This window comes from Methylobacterium sp. P5_C11, assembly GCF_054049775.1.
In genome coordinates this window covers 21,581-40,017 of record NZ_JBFULS010000024.1, presented here as the reverse complement: position 1 = coordinate 40,017, position 18,437 = coordinate 21,581, and the positions used below count along the sequence as shown (strand labels likewise).

Sequence of the window (18,437 nt, the reverse complement as noted above, 5' to 3'; positions counted from 1 at the left end):
GCGGGACGCCGCATTGCGGTCACGCCCGCATGGGTCTACGCACCGGCAACAGATCGACCTCCGCGCGCGCAGGATCCGTCCCGTGACCATGGCCCCCGAACCGAACTCCTTCCGCACCGGCCCCGACGAGCGCGGCCGCTTCGGCATTTTCGGCGGCCGGTTCGTCGCCGAGACGCTGATGCCGCTGATCCTGGAGCTGGAGGCCGCCTACGAGGCCGCCAAGGTCGACCCGGCCTTCGCGGCCGACATGGCCAGCTACGGCACCCACTATATCGGCCGGCCGAGCCCGCTCTACTACGCCGAGCGCCTGACCGAGCACCTGCGCGCCAAGGCGCCGTCCGGGCAGGGCGCCAAGGTCTATTTCAAGCGCGAGGAGCTGAACCATACCGGCTCCCACAAGGTGAACAACGTGCTGGGCCAGATCCTGCTGGCCCGCCGCATGGGCAAGCCGCGGATCATCGCCGAGACCGGCGCCGGCCAGCACGGCGTCGCCACCGCGACGCTCTGCGCCCGCTTCGGCCTCAAGTGCGTCGTCTACATGGGCGCGGTCGACGTCGCCCGGCAGGCCCCCAACGTCTTCCGGATGAAGATGCTCGGCGCCGAGGTGATCCCGGTGGAATCCGGCACCAAAACCCTCAAGGACGCGATGAACGAGGCCCTGCGCGACTGGGTCACCAACGTCGCCGACACGTTCTACTGCATCGGAACCGTCGCCGGGCCGCACCCGTATCCGGCCATGGTGCGCGACTTCCAGTCGGTGATCGGGCGCGAGACCCGGGAGCAGATGATCGCCCAGGAGGGCCGCCTCCCGGATTCGCTGGTCGCCTGCATCGGCGGCGGCTCCAACGCCATGGGCCTGTTCCACCCGTTCCTGGACGACCGCGAGGTCGAGATCTTCGGGGTCGAGGCGGCGGGGCACGGGGTTCATTCCGGCCTGCATGCGGCCTCGCTCACCGGCGGCAAACCTGGGGTTCTGCACGGCAACCGCACCTACCTTCTGATGGATGCGGACGGGCAGATCGCCGACGCGCACTCGATCTCGGCCGGGCTCGACTATCCCGGCATCGGGCCGGAGCACGCGTGGCTGCACGAGTCGGGCCGGGTCACCTACATCTCGGCGACGGACACGGAAGCCCTCGAGGCGTTCAAGCTCTGCTCGATGCTGGAGGGCATCATCCCCGCCCTGGAACCCGCCCACGCGCTGGCCCGGGTGATTGATCTGGCCCCGCAGCGCCCGACCGACCACCTGATGGTGATCAATCTCTGCGGCCGCGGCGACAAGGACATCCCGCAGGTGGCGGAGATCTTCGGGACGAAGCTCTGAAGGCGGCTCAGGCCTCGGTCGGGCCGTCGTTCCGCCACCGAGGCGTCATCGGGCCTCGACGTCTGTGAGCGGTGCGGCGTTGCCCGCGCGGATCAGCGGGAGCCGGAGCGGCCGGGCAGGGGCGGGGCCGTCCGGACATTGAGACCAGCGGCCACCCTCGCGCGGACCGGGCCGCAGGCCGGCCCGTTCGAGAAAGGCGTCCGGCGAACGGCCGACCGGCGGAGGGAGAATCCGCCACCGCCTCACCGCACCGTCACCTGATCCTTGATTCGCTCGTACACCGTCCGGCTGAGTACCCGCTTCGACAGCAGTTGATCCACCGACGCGTAGGGGCGCTTGGCAATGATCGCCCGGCCGATGGCGCCCCCGCCCCGTAGGCGATTCAGCTCCGCCACCGAGGCGGTGTTCAGATCGACGACCGCCAAGGCCCGGGGGCCGGCGCTGTCCTCCGCCCTGTCGACCTCGGCCTGACCGGCCGATTCCGCGCCCTCCGGCTGAGCCTGCGTCTCCGGCGGGATCGACGGAACGTCGGGAGCGGCCTGGGCGTCGGACGGCATCTGAGCCGGGCTGGCGGGGGGCTGGATGGTGCGGACCGGGGCCGCCGGCTCGCGCGCGGGCTCGTCAGGCACGGGCGGAGGCGGGGAAGGCGTCGGCTCTGCCGGCGGCAACGGAGCCGACGGGACCGTCGATGGGGCGGGCCGAGTCGCCGGTCCGGGCATCGGGCCAGGCAACAGGAATTGCACCACTGCCGCGAGTATGCCGGCAATGATGAGCAAGACCGAAATTCTGAGGATTGCAGGACCGCTGAGCACGCACCACTCGACGAGGATTAAAACTAAATGCCGCTACAGTTAATGCTGTCCTTGCGTAACGTCCAACCGGCCCCTGAAACCCGGCGGGAGATCCCCAGGGGATGACGGAGCGGGCACCGCGTCTCGGTGGGGAAGCCCGTGAGCGCCTGAGCGGGCGCCTCGGAGCCCTGCGCTACCTGCCGACCCTGTTCCGGGAGATCGCCGCCGCCAGCCCCCGCCTCCTCGCGGCGAGCCTGTCCCTGCGCCTCGTGGCGGCCTGCCTGCCGGTCCTGATGCTGTATCTCGCCAAGCTGATCCTCGACGGGATCGTGGCCGAGCATGCCCGGCCGGTCCCGGAGACAGGGCCGGCGGACTGGCTCGCCGATCCCAGCCGGGCGCGGCTCGCCGGGCTGGTCCTGGCCGAGTTCGGCCTCGCCCTGGTCTCGGACCTCACCGGCCGCCTCGCGGCCCTCACCGAAACCCTGATCGGCGACCTCTACGCCAACGCCGCCTCCCTGCGGCTGATGGCGCATGCCGCCGCCCTGGACCTCGCGCAGTTCGAGGACAGCGCCCAGCAGGACCGGCTGGAGCGGGCGCGGCGGCAGGTCAGCGGCCGAACCGGTCTCATCGGCACGGTGTTCGGCCAGGCGCAGGGGCTCCTAACCCTCGCCACCCTGGCGGCCGGGGTGGCGGCCTTCACCCCCTGGCTGGTGGTGCTGATCGCTGCCGCCCTGGTGCCCGCGGTCCTCAACGAGTGGCACTTCACGAAGGCCGGCTACCGCCTCGCCTGGATCCGCAGCCCGGAGCGCCGACGGATCGACTACCTGCGCTACCTCGGCGCCAGCGTCGAGACCGCCAAGGAGATCAAGCTCTTCGGCCTCTCGGATTATTTGACCGACCTCTACGGGACGGCGGCGCGCCGGCTGCTCGCCGAGAACCGGGGCCTCGCCACCGCCCGGGCCGGCTGGGGCTTCGCCTTTACGAGCCTCGGAACCCTCGCCTACTACGCCGCCTACGCGGTGATCGTCTGGCGGACGGTGGCGGGCGGGTTCTCGGTGGGCGACCTCGCCTTCCTGGCGGGCGCCTTCCAGCGCCTGCGCGGCGGCCTGGAGGGCCTGCTCCTCGGGGTGACCCAGATTACCGGACAGGCCCAGTATCTCGACGATTTCTACTCCTTCTTCGCGATCCGGCCGCAGATCCGCTCTCCGGCGCGGCCCGTGCCGGTGCCGGATCCGATCCGCGAGGGGCTGGTCTTCGAGGCGGTCGGCTACCGCTATCCCGGCACGGAGACCTGGGCGCTGCGCGGCCTGTCCTTCGCGGTGCGGGCCGGCGAGACCGTGGCGCTGGTCGGTGGCAACGGCGCCGGCAAGACCACGATCGTCAAGCTGATGACCCGGCTCTACGACCCGCACGAGGGGCGCGTACTCCTCGACGGCGTGCCGCTCCCGGCCTACGACCTCGATGCGCTGCGGGCGCGGATCGGGGCGATCTTCCAGGATTTCGTCCGGTTCGACCTCACCGCGGGCGAGAACGTCGCGGTCGGCCGCATCGAGGCCGCCGGGGACGCCGACCGCATCGCGGCCGCGGCGGTCCGGGGGCTCGCCGCCCCGGTGATCGCGCGCCTGCCCGAGGGCTACGCCCAGCCGTTGGGCAAGCGCTTCGCGGGCGGCCTCGACCTGTCGGGGGGCGAGTGGCAGAAGGTCGCGCTGTCCCGGGCCTACATGCGCGAGGCCGACATCCTGATCCTCGACGAGCCGACGGCGGCCCTCGATGCCCGGGCCGAGCACGACGTCTTCGCGCGGTTCCGGGAGCTGTCGGCGGGACGGACGGCGGTGCTGATCTCGCACCGGTTCTCCACGGTGCGCATGGCCGACCGCATCCTGGTCCTGGAGGGTGGCCGGCTTCTGGAGGAGGGGAGCCACGCCGCCCTGATGGCGCGGGGCGGGCGCTACGCCGAGCTGTTCGCCCTGCAGGCGGAGGGCTACCGGTAGGCCCGGCCCCGCGGCGGCGCTCCCGGCGCCGTGCACACATTGCCCGATTCCCACAGCCTGCTATCTGCGGCGGGCTGAACCGAGGTTGTCCATGCGCCTGCGCCTCCTGCATCTCCTGACGGCCGGTCTCGTCGTCTCCGCCTGGGGCGCCCGGGCGGCCCCACCCGCCGCGCCCGAGCCGGAGGCCAAGCCGCAGGCCTCGGCCCCGGCCCCCGAGATCGTCCTGGCCAATCACCGGGCGGTCTACGACCTGTCCCTCGCCGAGGGGGGCGGCACGCGCGCGGTGGAGAGCGCCCGCGGCCGCATCGTCATCGACTTCCGGGGCGATGCCTGCCGCGGCTACACGATGCTGACCCGGCAGGTGACGGAACTGTCCTCCGGCGAGACCGGCACGCGCCTGTCCGACATGCGCAGCACCACCTTCGAGGGCGGGCAGGGGCGCGAGTTCCGGTTCAAGACGACGACGCTCACCAACAACAAGCCCGCCGCCCCCGTGGACGGGACCGCCTCCGAGCAGGGCGACGCCGTGACGGTGAAGCTGAAGGGCGGCCCGAAGCCGTTCACCGTCGACGGCCCGGTGCTGTTCCCGAGCGAGCACATGCGCCGCCTGATCGAGGCGGCGCGGGCCGGCCAGTCGACCCTCTCGGTCAAGGTCTTCGACGGCTCCGACGACGGCCGGAAGATCTACGACACCTTCGCGGTGATCGGTCATACGGAGACCGGCCCGGCGCCGGCGAAGGACTCGTCCCGGGACAAGCCCCTGCGCGACGGGGCGCTCGCCGGCATGCCGCACTGGCCGGTGCGCCTCAGCTACTACACCGAGGGCGCCGGGGAGCGGACGCCGATCTACACCCTCGGCTTCGACCTCTACGAGAACGGCGTCAGCGGTGCGCTCAAGCTCGATTACGGCGATTTCGCCATCGTGGGCGACATGACCACCCTCGACATCGACGCGCAAGCGGGGCGGCCCGACGCGAAGGAAGCCGGCAAGGGCTGCACGCCCTGAGGGCACGCGGGACCGCTGCGACTCACGCCCATTCGTCGTCCGGGCGCGGCGACAGCCGGTGCCAGGCGGCGGCGATCCGCTCCGGCTTGACCCCGAGGGCGCCCGCACAGGCGAGGAGGACGTTCTCGTCGCCCATCACGTGGTCGAGGACCCCCACCAGGAAGGCGGGCTCGCCGACGCTCGCGCGCAGGGTCTCGGGGCCGAGCCCGCTCGCCGCCAGGAAGGGCAGGAGCCGGTCCTCCTCCGCCGTGATCCACAAAAGAACGTCCAGGGCGAGCCGTTCGGCGGACTCATCCCCTTGAAGAGGTTTGCCATTCATCAACATGTGAACGCTACAAAGGTGACGGAGGGGCTTCACGGCCCGCTAATCATGATCGGCGCGCACCGGGACATCGGATCATGAAGAAGACGGTGCTGATCGTCGAGGACAACGAGTTGAACATGAAGCTGTTCAACGATCTCCTTGAGGCGAACGGCTACGCGACCCTGAAGACCGCCCACGGCATCGAGGCGATCGAGCTGGCACGCGCGCATCATCCCGACCTGATCCTCATGGACATCCAGCTCCCCGAGGTCTCCGGCCTCGAGGTGACAAAATGGCTCAAGGAGGACGACGACCTCAAGAGCATCCCGGTCATCGCCATCACGGCCTTCGCCATGAAGGGCGACGAGGAGCGGATCCGCGAAGGCGGCTGCGAGGCCTACCTGTCGAAGCCCATCTCGGTCGCGAAGTTTTTGGCAACGGTTCGGGCGTATCTTGAACCGCGATGACACCGGCGAGGCGTGCCGTTGAACCGAACCTCCGATTGTGCCGGGTCGGGTGAGCGGTTCAATCGTCCGTCCCGTCCTGCCCGCTTGAGCCGATGCGGCTGCCCGGCGGTGGGCTCCCACGGCACAGGGTGCCCGGTCCGGGCCGCTCCACCGCGCCCTTACGAGGAAGCATGTCGGCCCGTGTCCTGATCGTCGACGACCTGTTCCCGAACGTGCGGCTTCTGGAAACGAAGCTCGGGCTGGAATATTTCGACACGCTCGCCGCCATGAACGGTCGGGACGCGATCGCGATCTGCGAGAAGGGCCTCTGCGACCTCGTCCTGCTCGACGTGATGATGCCCGGCATGGACGGGTTCGAGGTCTGCCGGCACCTCAAGAACAACCCCCTCACGGCCCACATCCCGGTGGTGATGGTCACGGCCCTCGACCAGCCGGCGGATCGCCTGCGCGGCCTCGACGCCGGGGCCGACGACTTCCTGACCAAGCCCGTGGACGACACCGCCCTGTTCACCCGGGTGCGCAGCCTCGTGCGCCTCAAGGCGGTGACGGACGAGTTGCGCCAGCGCGCGCTGGCCTCGCGGGAATTCGGCATCGGCGACCCCCTGGCGCTGGCCACCGCCGAGACCGGCCTCGATGCCCGGATCCTGCTGATCGAGGACCGCCCCGGCTCGGCCGAGCGCCTCGCCGGCGCCCTGCGCCAGCACCACACGGTCACGGTCGAGACCGACCCGCACGAGGCCCTGCGCCGCGCCGCCGAGGAGGCGTTCGACCTTGCCCTGGTGAGCCTCGACCTCGCGGAGTTCGACGGGCTGCGCCTGTGCAGCCAGCTCCGGTCCCTGGATCGGACCCGGGCGATGCCGCTGATCATGATCGCCGAGGAACATGACCGCGCCCGGGTGGTCCGCGGCCTCGATTTCGGCGTGCACGACTTCCTGATGCGCCCGGTCGACCGCAACGAGCTGATGGCCCGGGTCCGCACCCAGGTTAAGCGCAAGCGCTTCACGGATGCGCTGCGGGGGGCGATGCAGGCCTCGCTGCAGATGGCCGTGACCGATGCGCTGACCGGGCTGCACAACCGGCGCTACCTCGACAACCATCTCGGCGCGCTGTTCAGCGACGAGGCCACCCGTCGGGCACATCTCGCCGTGCTGATCCTCGACATCGACCACTTCAAGGGCATCAACGACAGCTTCGGCCACGAGGCCGGCGACGAGGTGCTGCGCGGCTTCGCCGAGCGCGTCCGCCAGCACACGCGGCCCATCGACATCGTGGCGCGCTACGGCGGCGAGGAGGTGGTGGTGATCCTGCCGGAGGCGGGGCTGGTCGAGGCGCAGAGCATCGCCGAGCGCATCCGCGAGCGGGTCGAGGCGGTGCCGTTCTCGGTGCAGGCCGCCACCCGGACGGTCCCGGTGACCGTCTCGATCGGCGTCGCCGTGCGCCACGGCGAGGATCTCGGTCCCGGCGACATGCTCCGGCGTGCCGACCTCGCCCTCTACCGGGCCAAGGCGGCGGGGCGGAACCGAGTCGAGTTGCAGGCCGCCTGACGCCTCACCAGCGCCGGTTCAGGCTGCCGCGGACGGCATGCGCGCCGGCCCGGCTCACCATCGAACCTGAATAGGCGACTCCCAGGGTCGAACCGGGTTCGATCCGCGCCTCCAGCGCCGCCGAGACCACGAGCGCGTCCCGGTCGATCGGGCTGCCCGCGATCGTGAACGGCCGCCTCCCCCGCGAACGCCATCAGCGCGCGCGGCACCACGTCCCCGAACGCCCGCCGGTAACCGATCAGCCCGCGGGCGTTCACCGGGACGTCGAGCCCGAGGCCCGCGAAGGACAGCGCCTCGTCGCCCACCGCGATCCCGCCCTGCGGGGCCGGCGCCGCGCCGACGGAGACCGTGGTGCCGGTCGCCGCCGCACCGTCCGCAGCCCCCAGAGCCGTGCCGTTCTCGATGGTGAGGGTGCCGGCCGAGACCACCGTGGAGTCCGCGTAGGGGCTCGCGCCGGAAAGGATCTGCGCGCCGCCGGCGAGCGTCAGGCCGCCGGTGCCGGCGATGCCGCCGCTGAAGCTGCCGGCGGCGCCGGAGACCGTGAGGGTCTTGGACCCGAGCGCAACGGTCCCGGCCTGGCCGGTGGCCGTGTCGGTGAAGGTGTTGATCGTTGCGCCCGCGGCGGTCACGCCGGCGACGTCGAAGGTGGCGCCGGTGTCGGGCGCCGCCCCGCTGGAGGCGGCGATCGAGCCGGCGCCGGCCGAGAAGATCGGCCTGTCCGCCATCGCGCGGCATGTCGGGCTGAGCCTGTTTCACTTCCGACGCCTGTTCCAGGCGGTGATGGGCGAGTCGCCCTCGGCTTAGAAGCCGCTCTGCGCCATCCTGGAGACCTATGCCCGCGTCAGCCTGGACTGGCTCCCGCGGTCGGGGGAAACGTTCCTGCCGGACGGGAACGGGGGCTACAAGGTCTACCATCAGGCGCCCTGGACCAGGGTGGGGCAGGCCCATGACCTCAGCGTGGTGCTCCCCCGCTCGCCTGATCCGAGAGGCGTCGCGGGGCGACAGAGAGCGGCCGTCCGGCCTCAGGCCGGTTGACACCACCCCCGCCATCGCCAACACCTCGCGCCCGCCGCCCCGCGCGGCGGATCCGGGAAGACTTGAGCACGATGGCGGTGACGCGCACCTACCTCGACTTCGAGAAGCCGGTAGCCGAGCTGGAGGCCAAGCTCGAGGAGCTGCGGGCGGTCGGCGCGCGCGACGGCGCGGTCTCCATCGCCGAGGAGGTCGGCCGGCTCGAGGCCAAGGCCGGCCAGGCGCTCGCCGAGATCTACGCCAATCTCACCCCCTGGCAGAAGACCCAGGTGGCCCGCCACCCGCAGCGGCCGCACTTCGTGGATTATTGCGGCGGGCTCATCACCGAGTTCACCCCGCTGGCCGGAGACCGCAGCTTCGGCGAGGATGCGGCGATCCTGGGCGGATTCGGGCGCTTCCGCGGTCGGCCGGTCCTGGTGCTCGGCCAGGAGAAGGGGGCTACCACCGAGGCGCGGCTGCGCCACAATTTCGGGATGGCCCGGCCCGAGGGCTACCGCAAGGCGGTGCGTCTCATGGAGACCGCCGACCGGTTCGGCCTGCCGGTCCTCGCCTTCGTGGATACGGCGGGCGCCTATCCGGGCATCGAGGCGGAGGAGCGCGGCCAGGCCGAGGCCATCGCCCGCTCCACCGAGGCCTGCCTCGCGCTGGGCGTGCCCAACGTCGCGCTGGTGATCGGGGAGGGCGGCTCGGGGGGCGCCATCGCGCTGGCCACCGCCAACCGCGTGCTGATGCTGGAGCACGCGATCTACGGGGTGATCTCTCCGGAGGGCGCCGCCTCGATCCTGTGGCGCGACCAGGGCCGCGCCTCCGACGCCGCCACCGCCATGAAGATCACCGCCCAGGACCTGCTGCGCCTCGGCGTCATCGACGCGATCGTCCCGGAGGCCACCGGCGGCGCCCATCGCGACCGCGAGGCGGCGATCCGGGCCGCGGGCGATGCCATCGCCGAGTCCCTCGCCCAGTTCGATGGCCTCACGGCCGACGAGATCCGTGACCGGCGCGCGGAGAAATTTCTCGCGATCGGCCGGAGCCTGTGAACGAGCCCGGGGCGACGGGGGGCCTGTTCGGCGCGATCGGGCGCCTGCTCGGCCGGCGCGACGCCCGGGAGCCCGGCCGGCACAACCACGTGTCGCTCGGCTGCAACTGCCAGATGGCACACGTGCTCAAGACCCTCGACCTGCGCCACTGGTCGGGGCCGCTGGACTGGATCTTCTCGATGCCCGGCATGGCCCGGGACTGCCTCGCGGACGACTTTTCCGCGCTCGTCGACCGCGCCCAGCTGGAGAGCATCCCGGAGGCCGAGCGGCGCGGCCCCGACATCTGGCGCGGGCGCCACCGCCTCTACCGCGAGCGGCACGGGCTCGAATGCGTCTTCAACCACCACGACCCGGCGGCCAACGATGCGGATTACGCCTTCCTGACCGAGGGCGTGCGCCGGATCCGCACGGCGCTCGACACGAAGGGTACCGACAACCGCCTGTGGATGATGACCCACCTCCACACGCCCCGGGACGTGATCGAGGCGATCGACGACCTGCTCGGGCAGCGGGCGAGCCGCAACCATCTGACCTTCCTGCAACTCGAGACCGGGCATCCGGCGGTGGCGGTGGTCGAGGCGACCGACCTCCGGCCCACCCTGCGCTGGCTCACCGTGCACACGCCCTCGGAGCCGGTCGGCCTGCGGCTCGCCGACCCGGCCGACGACGCCGCGCTGGTGGCGATCATCCGCGCCGAGGCGGCGCGGCGGCCGGTCCTGTTCGGCTGAGCGGGCGGCCCTCCGCGAGAGGCGGAATACAGACGATCCCGCCTGCGTCGTGGCTTCGGTACGGGCATTTCGGGCTTTTCCTTGACCCGTTCCGATGAATATCCTGGGATTCGCGTCGCGCAGAAGCGGTGCAGTGTTGCGCCCGCGTCCTTGCGGTAAGGAAGGCGCAAGCTTAACGAGCCTATTGGGTTGGGGAGTGGCACCCGACGCGGCCAGCAAGGCTCGCGGGCGCGCGTAAGACGATCGAGGTTCCCCATGACGGCGCGTCTCGCGACCGCGCGACTGCTGGCGGCGGCGTCCCTGCTGGCCCTGTCGCTCGCCGCCTGCCAGGATGGCTCCGGGATCAACGGCCCGAGCGCACGCAGCCTCGCGCCGATCGCCCCCCAGACGGTCGCCCTGATGCAGACCAAGGGGATGCAGCAATCCGACCCGATCCTGATCCGTGCCTACAAGAAGGAGGCGGAGATGGAGGTCTGGAAGCGGGGCGGCGACGGCCGCTACGCCCTGCTGAAGACCTACCCGATCTGCCGCTGGTCCGGCCAGCTCGGCCCCAAGACCCGGGAGGGCGACCGGCAGGCGCCGGAGGGGTTCTACACGATCACCCCGGGCCTGATGAATCCCAACTCTTCGTACTATCTCTCGTTCGATACCGGTTTCCCGAATGCCGTCGACCGGGCCAACGGGCGTACGGGCAAATACCTGATGGTGCACGGGACCTGCTCGTCGGCGGGATGCTTTGCCATGACCGACGCCACCATCGCGGAGATCTACGCCATCGCCCGCGAGGCCTTCGTCGGCGGCCAGCGCAGCTTCCAGTTCCAGTCCTACCCGTTCCGGATGACGGCCCAGAACATGGCCAAGTTCCGCAACGACCCGAACATCGGGTTCTGGCAGAACCTCAAGGAGGGGTCAGACTATTTCGAGGCCCTGGGCGAGGAGCCGAAGATCGGCCAGTGCGGCACCAAGTACGTGTTCGGCGGCGCCGATGCGGCGGCGGGCTCGTGCAAGCCGAAGGTCGATCCCCTGGTGGCCGAGAAGCGCGAGCGCGACGAGCGCGCCGTCGCCGAACTCGTCGCCAAGGGCACGCCGGCGGTGCGGGTGGTCTATCAGGACGGCGGCCAGAACCCCGTATTCCGTCCGCAGAACGCCAGCGCCTTCGCGAGCCTCGGCGGCACCGAGACGGTGGTGCCCTACGACGCCAAGGAATACGGCCGGCACAACCTCGGCGACGTGAGCCGCCCCGAGACCCTGGCTGCCGGTCCGCAGGAGATCGAGGTCGGCCCGAAGAGCCAGGCCGTGATGATGGCCGGCGCCGAGCCGGCGGCCCCGGCCCGGGCCGCGAAGGCCGACGGCAAGGCCCACGGGCTGCGGGAACCCGCGAAGCCGGCGTCCACGACGCTGATGGCGAATCGGGTCGAACCCGGCGCCCAGGTCGAGACCACGGCGGCCCTCGCCGAGAAGCCCGCCCGGATTGCGGTGGCGGATGCCGACGGCGACCCGAGCAGCTACCAGAAGCTGTTCGGCCAGCTCTTCCCCAAGGACAAGCCGGCCCCGGCCGCACCCGCGACCCCGGCCGTCGATGCCGCGGTCGTACCCGAGCCGGTGAAGCTCGCCCACGCCGCCGAGAAGGTGGCGCCGAAGGTGGTCGCTAAGGCCCACGCGGTAAAGACCGCCAAGGTGGAGGGTAAGGCAGACGGGAAGGGCGACGCGAAGGCGGACGCAAAGCCCGCCCTCCGGAAGGGCGAGCCCGAGGCCAGGAAACCCTGACCGCTCAGACCAGCGGCCGGTCGCGGTTCATCAGCCACAGGGCGTGGACCGTACCCGGCAGCCAGCCGAGGATCCACAGCAGGATGTTCAGCAGGAACTGCAGGCCGAAGCCTGTGGTGACGAGCACGGCGATCGGCGGGAAGAAGATCGCGAGCAGGATGCGGACGAGGCTGGACACAGGCACTCCGGGCGTGAAGTCGGCACGACCCGGCTCCAACGAAACACGATTTTATCCGTTCCCTGGGTCTACGCCGTCATTGCGGGGCCGCGCAGTGGACCCGGGACCCCGGATGCACGGTCCGTCCGGCGAGGCCCGGACGGACCGGCGGTGCCTTAGTTCTTGACCGGCGGGGTCGTGGCGGTCGGCACGTTCGCCGCCTGCTTCTCCGGATGCTTCACTTGGCTGTAGGCGACGTTGGAGAAGGTGCCGATCACCGCGGGCCAGCTCGGATTGGCGTATTGCGGGTCGTCACGGCCGACCTTGCAGAAGGCCGTGGTCAGGGCGTTGACGACGTCGTCGTCGGTGGCTCCCGTGTCGGCCGCCTTCACCTGCGGCACCAGCCGAACCAGCGTCGGCACGAAGTCCTGCTGCTTCAGACCCGTGAGCGTGGCGCCGACCCCGATCCGCTCGAAGGCGGCCTTGAGCTTGTCCTGCTCGATCTCCGCACAGGGCGCGGTGCCGGCCAGCATGGTCTTGGTGGCGGCCCGGGCGTCGGAGGCCTTGTCGCCGGTCACCGGCGGGGCCTTGTTGCCCCAGGAATTACGGATGTAGTCGGTGACGTTCCGCACCTCGACATCGGTCATCTGCTGGCCGATCGCCACCATCGGGGCGAGCCCGCTCTGGGCGGCCAAGCCGCCATAGATCACGCGCAGGACCGTCTCGGGTCCCTCCGACATCACCGAGGTGTTGCCGGCGAGCGCCGGGACCGCACCCTCGATGCCCTTGCCGTCGGGCTGGTGGCAGGACGAGCAGTAGGTGAGGTAGGTGGAGGCACCGGGGGCATCCGCCTTGTCGAAGACCGCCAGATCCTTCGGCTTGTAGGTCTGCTTGGCCGGGACGGTGCGCAGATAGGCGACCATGGCCTTCAGGTCCTCCTCCTTCACCTTGGAGAGGGATTCCATGATGGTCTGGCGCATCGGGCCGGCGGCGACGCCGGGCCGGTTGCCCGGGGCGGTGCCGGTCTTGAGATAGGTCACCACTTGCTCGTCGGTCCAGGCGCCGATGCCCTGGTGACCGTCCGGGGTGATGTTGGGGGCGTACCAGCCGTCGATCACGCCGCCGCCGAAGCGGCCCGCGAAGCTCGAATTGCCGACGATCTTGTTCTCGTTGTGACACATGGCGCAGTGGCCGAGCCCCTCGACGAGGTAGGCGCCGCGGTTCACCTCGGCGCTGGCGTTGGGGTCGGGCTTGAAGCGCTCCTCGGTGAAGAAGGCGGTCCGCCACGTCACCAGCGCGGTGCGCACGCTGAACGGGAACGGGATCTGGCTCTCCTGGCGCTTCTCGCTCACCGCCGGGATCGACTGCAGGTAGGCCCAGATCGCCTTGGTGTCCTCGTCGGTGACCTTGGTGTACCAACCGAACGGGAAGGCCGGGTACAGGTAGCCGACATGCTTGCTGTAGCCCTGACGGAAGGACTTCTCGAAGTCGGCATAGGAGTAGTCGCCGAGTCCGGTCTCCTTGTCGGGGGTCAGATTGGGGGTCATGATCACGCCGAAGGGCATGTTCAGCGCGTAGTTGCCGGCGAGGTACTTGCCGCCGGGCGCCGTGTGACAGGCCGCGCAATCGCCCATGGTGACGAGGTACTTGCCGCGCTCGATCTGGTCGGGGGAGCCGTCCTGCGCCAGGGCGGGCGCGGCCAGGAACAGGCCTGCCAGGATCGGGGTCGAGGCCCAGCCGGAGAGGCGGGCATTCGTGCGCTTCATGGCAACCTCTCCCGAACGGACTTTAGAGTTCTTTCAATCAGATGACGCGCGTGAACGCGGCCGTTCGCGGCGATGTTCCGGTCTGCGCCGGGCTGCGGCGTTGTGCCGTGGCCGCCCGGAACCGCAAAACGAGGTCGGCGAGATGCGCGACGAGCCCGGCGAGCAGGAAGCCGGCGACCGCGATCCAGCCGGACCCCGCCAGCGCCGCCCGCAGGGCCAGCATCAGCGCGGCACCGGAGGCGAGGTTGGCCAGCAGGGCGGGCAGTGACGGGCCGCTCCGGCGGCAGAGCCATGCGAGGAGGAGCGCCTCCCCGGCGACGAGCAGCAGGATCCCGTCGACGATCCGGCCGGAGGCGAACAGGGCGGCGAACAGCCCGTCCATCAGGCGGGCTGCCCGAAGGGCGCGTTGAGGCGCACGATCCGCAGGTTCAGGCAGGCGGCGACGCTGACCCAGGCGAGGTAGGGCAGGTTCAGGAGCCCGGCCGCGCCGGACACGCGGCCGGTGACCAGCACCAGCACGGCGATGGACAGCCACAGGGCCGCGACCTCGGCCAGCGCCCAGTCGGGCCGGCGGAAGCGGAAGAACAGGACGCTCCAGGCGATGTTGAGCACGCCGTTCACCCCGTAGGCGGCGAGCAGCGCGTCCCGGGCGGCCGGGTCGGGATCGCCGGTCCAGGCCAGCACCCCGGCGGTCGCGGTGAGCGCGAAGATCACGGTCCAGACCGGTCCGAACGCCCAGTCCGGCGGCTTCCAGGCGGGTACGCGCAGGCGCCGATACCAGCCGTCCGTGGTGGTCGCGACGGCGCCGGCCACGGCCACAAGCACGGCGGCCACGGCCGCGACCGCGGGCGGCCCCCAGCCGGCGCCGAGGGAGACACTCACGGCGAGACCCAGCGGAACAGGTGGGCAAGGTCCTTGAAGAAGATCCGCGCGTGGGCGGCGGGCTTCGCCCGGACCAGCTCCTTGTTCATGTAGCTGTCCCAGGTGAGCTGCTGGACGTCCTTGTCCCGGCAGATCGAGACGAAGCGTTCGCGCAGGCCGTCGCTGCGGTACCAGACCCACTGCATCATCCCGAGAATCCAGAACACGCGCCCGTGCAGCCTCATGAACTGCTTGCGCGCACCCGCGAGGGCGCGGGCCTCGCCGGTCCGCAGGAAGGCGGCGGCCGCCTCAGCCGAGAGGCGGCCGCCGAGCATCGCGTAGTAGATCCCCTCGCCGGAGGCCGGGGCGACCACGCCGGCGGCGTCGCCGGCGAGCAGCACGTCCCGGCCGTTGTCCCAGCGCTTCAGGGGCTTGAGGGGCAGCGGAGCGCCCTCGCGGCGCAGGGTCTCGGCCCCGTCGAGGCCGGTCGCCGCGCGCAAGGCCCGGATCGACGAGCGGAGGGAAAAACCCTTCCGGGCGCTGCCGGTGCCGATGCTCAGTGTGTCCCCGTGGGGGAAGATCCAGCTGTAGAAATCCGGCGAGTGGCGGCCCTGGTAGTAGACGTCACAGCGGGTCGCATCGACGGAGGCGGCCCCTGGAGCGCCGGCCTCCGGCACCCGGAGGATCTCGTGATAGGCGAAGACCTGCCGCATCTTGGCGTGACCCGGCACCTCCGCCCGGCCGACCGGCGAGCAGGCGCCGTCGGCGCCGATGACGAGGCGCGCCCGCACGGCGTCGCGGACGAGATCTGCGCCGGCGCCGGTGGTGAAGTGGACGCGCGGCGGCCCGTCATCCGGCCGGGTGATCCGGTCGTAGGCGGCGGCGCGCAGATCGGCGCCCGCCTCCTCCGCCCGGGCGCGCAGCCACGGATCGAAGGATTCCCGGTCGACCATGCCGACGAAGCCCTCGCCCACCGGCATGTCGACGGCCTTCCCGCTCGGCGCCACCATCCGGGCGGCGCGGATCTTGGCGACGAGGAGCGAATCGGGGATGGCGAAATCGCGGATCAGCCGCGGCGGGATCGCGCCGCCGCAGGGCTTGATCCGGCCCGGCTTGTCGAGGAGCAGCACCGTATGGCCGGCGCGGGCGAGGTCGGTCGCCGCAGTGGCGCCGGCCGGGCCGCCGCCGACCACAACGACGTCGTACATCGCTTCGCCGTCGGCATCATCCAACCGGGCCATGGCCTCACCTCGCGCTGAAGGCAGGATCGAGCGACACCCTGTCGGGTGCCGGAGCGGGTTCGAGGCGCGCCGCCAGGGCGACCGCGACGAGGAACAGCACGCCCTCCGCGGCGAACACCGCCGCGTAGGCCTGGACGGGCTCGGCCGTGACGAGCCGGACGGCGTCCACCGCCACCGCGCCCAGGAATCCGCCGGCGCCGAAGGCGATGCCCTGCGCGGCGCCCCAGACGCCCATGCGGGTGCCGCGCTCCCGCGCGTCGCCGCGGCCGGCCAGCGCCATCATCGAGCCGATGGCGGCGACCGCGTAGGCGCCGTTGGCGACCCCGAGGGCGAAGACCGTCTCCCGCAGCGGGAAGTCCGAGCCGCCCGCCGCACCGCTCGCCAGGGCGAACAGGGCCGCCGCCGAGCCGGCGCAGCCGATTCCGATCCAGAGCCGCAGGGAGGCGAGGGGGGTGCCGCGGGCGGCGAGCGTCACTGCCGCCACGAGCAGCATACCGGCGAGCACGCCGCCGTGCTGGAGCCCGGCGAGCTTCGTTGTGGCGCCCGGACTCATCGCGAAGACGAGACCGGCATAGGGCTCCAGGATCAGTTCCTGGGCACTGTAGGCCAGCATCGAGACGAAGACGAAGACCGTGAAGGTGCGGGCGACGGGATCGGCGAGGACGTGAGCCAGCACCGCGAAGAACGGCCGCCGCGCCGCTTCGGGCTCCGGGACGCGAGCCGGCAGGCGGCGCTCGACGCCGGCCACCGCCAGGGCGGCGATGCCGAAGGCGATGAGCGAGACGGTGCCCGACACCGCCACGAGCCGGAGGCCGGAGAACGGATCGAGGAAGTGGCCGGCGAGCGGCGCCGTAACGGCGAAGCCGACGATCATCATCACCCAGACGATGGTGGCGGCCGCCCCCCGCCGGGCCGGCGCGACGCCCCCCGACAGCAGAACCAGGAGCGAGGTTCCCGCTGCCCCGACCCCGATCCCGACACACAGGAAGGAGAGGGCGGCCAGCGCCAGCCCGAGGACGAGACTCTCCGCGGCGAGGGCGGTCCCGCAGGCCGCCCCGAACCCGCCGAGGCAGAGCGCGGCCATTCCGCCGACGATCCAGGCGGTGCGCCGGCCGCTCCGGTCCGAGCCGTAGCCCCAGCGCGGGCGGAGCACCTGCACGGCGTAGTGCAGGGCGACCAGCAGGCCCGGCACGAAGGCGGGCAGGGCGAGTTCGACGACCATCACCCGGTTGAGGGTGGCGGTCATCAGCACGACGACGCTGCCCAGCGCGGTCTGGACGAGACCCAGGCGGACGATCTGGGGCCAGCCGAGCTCCGCGGACGGGAACGGGAGGGCGCCCGTCATGGGCGCGCGGGCCTCGGACCCCATCACGCCCCTCCCACCAGCGGCCGCAGGGCGAAGGCCGCCACCAGCATGCCGAGGACGTAGAGCGTGGTGCCGGTGCCGTTGTACCACGCGGCTCGCTCCCGGGGGCTGCCGAGGAACCGGACCATCAGAGCGAGCTGGCCGGCGAGCAGCACCGCCACGATCCCGGCATGCCAGTACCGCTCCCAACCGACGAGAAGGGCGATCACCACCACCTGCGGAACCGCCATGACCAGGCAGGCGAAGCGCGCGGCGCGCTCGGAGCCCAGCTGCACCGGCAGCGACAGCAGGCCCATCCGCCGGTCGCCCTCCACGGACTTGAAGTCGTTGAGCGTCATGATGCCGTGGGCGCCCGCCGAATAGAGCAGGGCGACGGCGAGCACCCGCCGGTCGGGCAGGGTCGCGGCCATCACGGCCGCGCCGGTGAACCAGGGCAGCCCCTCGTAGCAGAGCCCCACCGCGGCGTTGCCCCACCAGCCGTTCTTCTTCAGGCGCAGGGGGGGCGCGGAATAGATCCAGGCCAGCACCAGCCCGAACAGGGCGGCGCCGAGGATCCACGGCCCGAGGGCGGCGGCCACCGCGAGCGACAGCAGCGTCCAGCCCAGCGCGAGGTAGAGGCCCCAGCGGCCGGGGATGCGCCCGGAGGGAATCGGCCGGTTCGGCTCGTTGATCGCGTCGACGTGGCGGTCGAACCAGTCGTTGGCCGCCTGGCTGGTGGCACAGACCAGCGGTCCGGCGAGCAGCACCCCGGCGGCGATCACCGGCCATTGTCCGTGCGCGGGCTGTCCCGAGGAGATCACGCCGCAGGCGAACGCCCACATCGGCGCGAACCACGTGATCGGCTTCAGCAGCTCGATGACTGCACTCGGGGCGGGCGTGGCGGCCATGGCAGCGAGGCTACCGGCGCCACGGAAAGTGTCAAGTCAGATTTACATCCGGCGGCAGAATGTCCGACCGGTTTGTCGGTCGAATACATCGGATCTCTTAAAATACAATATGCAAGACACGGTCGGACCGTGCATCCGGAGCAGGGTCTGGGGACCGTTTTCGAGTCC

The 18,437-nt window shown here is 71.3% G+C and carries 19 protein-coding genes; 9 read left to right on the top strand and 10 right to left on the bottom strand.

Annotation, left to right across the window (positions count from 1 at the left end):
* Positions 1 to 82 precede the first annotated feature (82 nt).
* Positions 83 to 1,324, top strand: a complete 1,242-nt coding sequence (gene trpB / locus ACXJKQ_RS14585; RefSeq protein WP_457106441.1) for a tryptophan synthase subunit beta — start codon at positions 83 to 85, stop codon at positions 1,322 to 1,324.
* A gap of 242 nt (positions 1,325 to 1,566) precedes the next feature.
* Here the strand turns inward: trpB and ACXJKQ_RS14580 are convergent, their stop codons facing one another.
* Positions 1,567 to 1,953 (bottom strand): helix-hairpin-helix domain-containing protein, encoded by a 387-nt coding sequence (locus ACXJKQ_RS14580; protein WP_457106440.1) that lies wholly within the window; start codon positions 1,951 to 1,953, stop codon positions 1,567 to 1,569.
* A 284-nt stretch (positions 1,954 to 2,237) separates the two neighbouring features.
* Here ACXJKQ_RS14580 and ACXJKQ_RS14575 point away from each other — a divergent pair, with 284 nt between their 5' ends.
* Positions 2,238 to 4,106, top strand: a complete 1,869-nt coding sequence (locus tag ACXJKQ_RS14575) for an ABC transporter ATP-binding protein (RefSeq protein ID WP_457106439.1) — start codon at positions 2,238 to 2,240, stop codon at positions 4,104 to 4,106.
* Between the two features lie 91 nt (positions 4,107 to 4,197).
* The gene (locus tag ACXJKQ_RS14570) at positions 4,198 to 5,112 is read left to right on the top strand and encodes a cell envelope integrity EipB family protein (RefSeq protein WP_457106438.1); all 915 of its coding nucleotides are present in this window, start codon (positions 4,198 to 4,200) and stop codon (positions 5,110 to 5,112) included.
* A gap of 22 nt (positions 5,113 to 5,134) precedes the next feature.
* Here the strand turns inward: ACXJKQ_RS14570 and ACXJKQ_RS14565 are convergent, their stop codons facing one another.
* On the bottom strand, positions 5,135 to 5,431 hold the full coding sequence (locus tag ACXJKQ_RS14565; protein ID WP_457106437.1) for a DUF3572 domain-containing protein: 297 nt from the start codon (positions 5,429 to 5,431) through the stop codon (positions 5,135 to 5,137).
* An 80-nt stretch (positions 5,432 to 5,511) separates the two neighbouring features.
* On the opposite strand from ACXJKQ_RS14565, the gene ACXJKQ_RS14560 reads away from it, so the two are divergent.
* Both ACXJKQ_RS14560 and ACXJKQ_RS14555 read left to right on the top strand, forming a co-directional pair.
* Positions 5,512 to 5,883 carry a response regulator gene (locus ACXJKQ_RS14560; protein WP_007560977.1) on the top strand — a complete coding sequence of 124 codons (372 nt, stop codon included), beginning with the start codon at positions 5,512 to 5,514 and terminating at the stop codon, positions 5,881 to 5,883.
* Between the two features lie 170 nt (positions 5,884 to 6,053).
* Positions 6,054 to 7,427 (top strand): PleD family two-component system response regulator, encoded by a 1,374-nt coding sequence (locus ACXJKQ_RS14555; RefSeq protein ID WP_457106436.1) that lies wholly within the window; start codon positions 6,054 to 6,056, stop codon positions 7,425 to 7,427.
* Here ACXJKQ_RS14555 and ACXJKQ_RS14550 read toward each other — a convergent pair.
* Entirely contained in the window at positions 7,376 to 8,152 is a 777-nt protein-coding gene (locus ACXJKQ_RS14550) for a hypothetical protein (RefSeq protein ID WP_457106513.1), read from the bottom strand. The genes ACXJKQ_RS14555 and ACXJKQ_RS14550 overlap by 52 nt on opposite strands.
* Between ACXJKQ_RS14550 and ACXJKQ_RS14545 the strand changes: the two genes are divergently transcribed.
* The 4 genes from ACXJKQ_RS14545 (at position 8,082) to ACXJKQ_RS14530 (ending at position 11,991) form a co-directional block, all read left to right on the top strand.
* Positions 8,082 to 8,231: a helix-turn-helix transcriptional regulator gene (locus tag ACXJKQ_RS14545; RefSeq protein ID WP_457106507.1), complete on the top strand. Its 150-nt coding sequence runs from the start codon at positions 8,082 to 8,084 to the stop codon at positions 8,229 to 8,231. The two genes, ACXJKQ_RS14550 and ACXJKQ_RS14545, sit on opposite strands and share 71 nt — an antisense overlap.
* A 302-nt stretch (positions 8,232 to 8,533) precedes the next feature.
* On the top strand, positions 8,534 to 9,496 hold the full coding sequence (locus tag ACXJKQ_RS14540; RefSeq protein WP_457106506.1) for an acetyl-CoA carboxylase carboxyltransferase subunit alpha: 963 nt from the start codon (positions 8,534 to 8,536) through the stop codon (positions 9,494 to 9,496).
* Entirely contained in the window at positions 9,493 to 10,224 is a 732-nt protein-coding gene (locus ACXJKQ_RS14535; protein WP_457106435.1) for a DUF1796 family putative cysteine peptidase, read from the top strand. The genes ACXJKQ_RS14540 and ACXJKQ_RS14535 overlap by 4 nt, the downstream gene beginning before the upstream one ends.
* A 255-nt stretch (positions 10,225 to 10,479) precedes the next feature.
* On the top strand, positions 10,480 to 11,991 hold the full coding sequence (locus tag ACXJKQ_RS14530; RefSeq protein WP_457106434.1) for a L,D-transpeptidase family protein: 1,512 nt from the start codon (positions 10,480 to 10,482) through the stop codon (positions 11,989 to 11,991).
* Positions 11,992 to 11,995: 4 nt separating this feature from the next.
* Here ACXJKQ_RS14530 and ACXJKQ_RS14525 read toward each other — a convergent pair whose 3' ends face one another.
* The 7 genes from ACXJKQ_RS14525 to chlG form a co-directional block, all read right to left on the bottom strand.
* The gene (locus tag ACXJKQ_RS14525; RefSeq protein ID WP_012318839.1) at positions 11,996 to 12,169 is read right to left on the bottom strand and encodes a YqaE/Pmp3 family membrane protein; all 174 of its coding nucleotides are present in this window, start codon (positions 12,167 to 12,169) and stop codon (positions 11,996 to 11,998) included.
* 155 nt (positions 12,170 to 12,324) lie between these two features.
* Positions 12,325 to 13,914 carry a cytochrome c gene (locus ACXJKQ_RS14520; protein ID WP_457106433.1) on the bottom strand — a complete coding sequence of 530 codons (1,590 nt, stop codon included), beginning with the start codon at positions 13,912 to 13,914 and terminating at the stop codon, positions 12,325 to 12,327.
* Between the two features lie 37 nt (positions 13,915 to 13,951).
* Positions 13,952 to 14,296, bottom strand: coding sequence for a hypothetical protein (locus tag ACXJKQ_RS14515; RefSeq protein WP_457106432.1), 345 nt, complete (start codon positions 14,294 to 14,296; stop codon positions 13,952 to 13,954).
* Positions 14,296 to 14,796: a TspO/MBR family protein gene (locus ACXJKQ_RS14510; protein WP_457106431.1), complete on the bottom strand. Its 501-nt coding sequence runs from the start codon at positions 14,794 to 14,796 to the stop codon at positions 14,296 to 14,298. Before ACXJKQ_RS14510 ends, ACXJKQ_RS14515 begins: the two co-directional genes overlap by 1 nt.
* Positions 14,793 to 16,016, bottom strand: a complete 1,224-nt coding sequence (locus ACXJKQ_RS14505; RefSeq protein WP_457106430.1) for a geranylgeranyl diphosphate reductase — start codon at positions 16,014 to 16,016, stop codon at positions 14,793 to 14,795. The genes ACXJKQ_RS14510 and ACXJKQ_RS14505 overlap by 4 nt, the downstream gene beginning before the upstream one ends.
* Before the next feature lie 4 nt (positions 16,017 to 16,020).
* On the bottom strand, positions 16,021 to 17,385 hold the full coding sequence (locus ACXJKQ_RS14500; protein ID WP_457106429.1) for a BCD family MFS transporter: 1,365 nt from the start codon (positions 17,383 to 17,385) through the stop codon (positions 16,021 to 16,023).
* Positions 17,385 to 18,269 carry a chlorophyll synthase ChlG gene (gene chlG, locus ACXJKQ_RS14495; RefSeq protein ID WP_457106428.1) on the bottom strand — a complete coding sequence of 295 codons (885 nt, stop codon included), beginning with the start codon at positions 18,267 to 18,269 and terminating at the stop codon, positions 17,385 to 17,387. Before chlG ends, ACXJKQ_RS14500 begins: the two co-directional genes overlap by 1 nt.
* Positions 18,270 to 18,437: the final 168 nt, after the last annotated feature.

Coding starts and splice junctions, on each gene's coding strand:
- ACXJKQ_RS14505 (WP_457106430.1), bottom strand. CDS start 16,016: ATGGCCCGGTTGGATGATGCCGACGGCGAAGCGATGTACGACGTCGTT.
- ACXJKQ_RS14555 (WP_457106436.1), top strand. CDS start 6,054: ATGTCGGCCCGTGTCCTGATCGTCGACGACCTGTTCCCGAACGTGCGG.
- ACXJKQ_RS14575 (WP_457106439.1), top strand. CDS start 2,238: ATGACGGAGCGGGCACCGCGTCTCGGTGGGGAAGCCCGTGAGCGCCTG.
- ACXJKQ_RS14550 (WP_457106513.1), bottom strand. CDS start 8,152: ATGGCGGACAGGCCGATCTTCTCGGCCGGCGCCGGCTCGATCGCCGCC.
- chlG (WP_457106428.1), bottom strand. CDS start 18,269: ATGGCCGCCACGCCCGCCCCGAGTGCAGTCATCGAGCTGCTGAAGCCG.
- ACXJKQ_RS14570 (WP_457106438.1), top strand. CDS start 4,198: ATGCGCCTGCGCCTCCTGCATCTCCTGACGGCCGGTCTCGTCGTCTCC.
- ACXJKQ_RS14515 (WP_457106432.1), bottom strand. CDS start 14,296: ATGGACGGGCTGTTCGCCGCCCTGTTCGCCTCCGGCCGGATCGTCGAC.
- ACXJKQ_RS14500 (WP_457106429.1), bottom strand. CDS start 17,385: ATGGGGTCCGAGGCCCGCGCGCCCATGACGGGCGCCCTCCCGTTCCCG.
- ACXJKQ_RS14565 (WP_457106437.1), bottom strand. CDS start 5,431: ATGAATGGCAAACCTCTTCAAGGGGATGAGTCCGCCGAACGGCTCGCC.
- ACXJKQ_RS14530 (WP_457106434.1), top strand. CDS start 10,480: ATGACGGCGCGTCTCGCGACCGCGCGACTGCTGGCGGCGGCGTCCCTG.
- ACXJKQ_RS14560 (WP_007560977.1), top strand. CDS start 5,512: ATGAAGAAGACGGTGCTGATCGTCGAGGACAACGAGTTGAACATGAAG.
- ACXJKQ_RS14540 (WP_457106506.1), top strand. CDS start 8,534: ATGGCGGTGACGCGCACCTACCTCGACTTCGAGAAGCCGGTAGCCGAG.
- ACXJKQ_RS14520 (WP_457106433.1), bottom strand. CDS start 13,914: ATGAAGCGCACGAATGCCCGCCTCTCCGGCTGGGCCTCGACCCCGATC.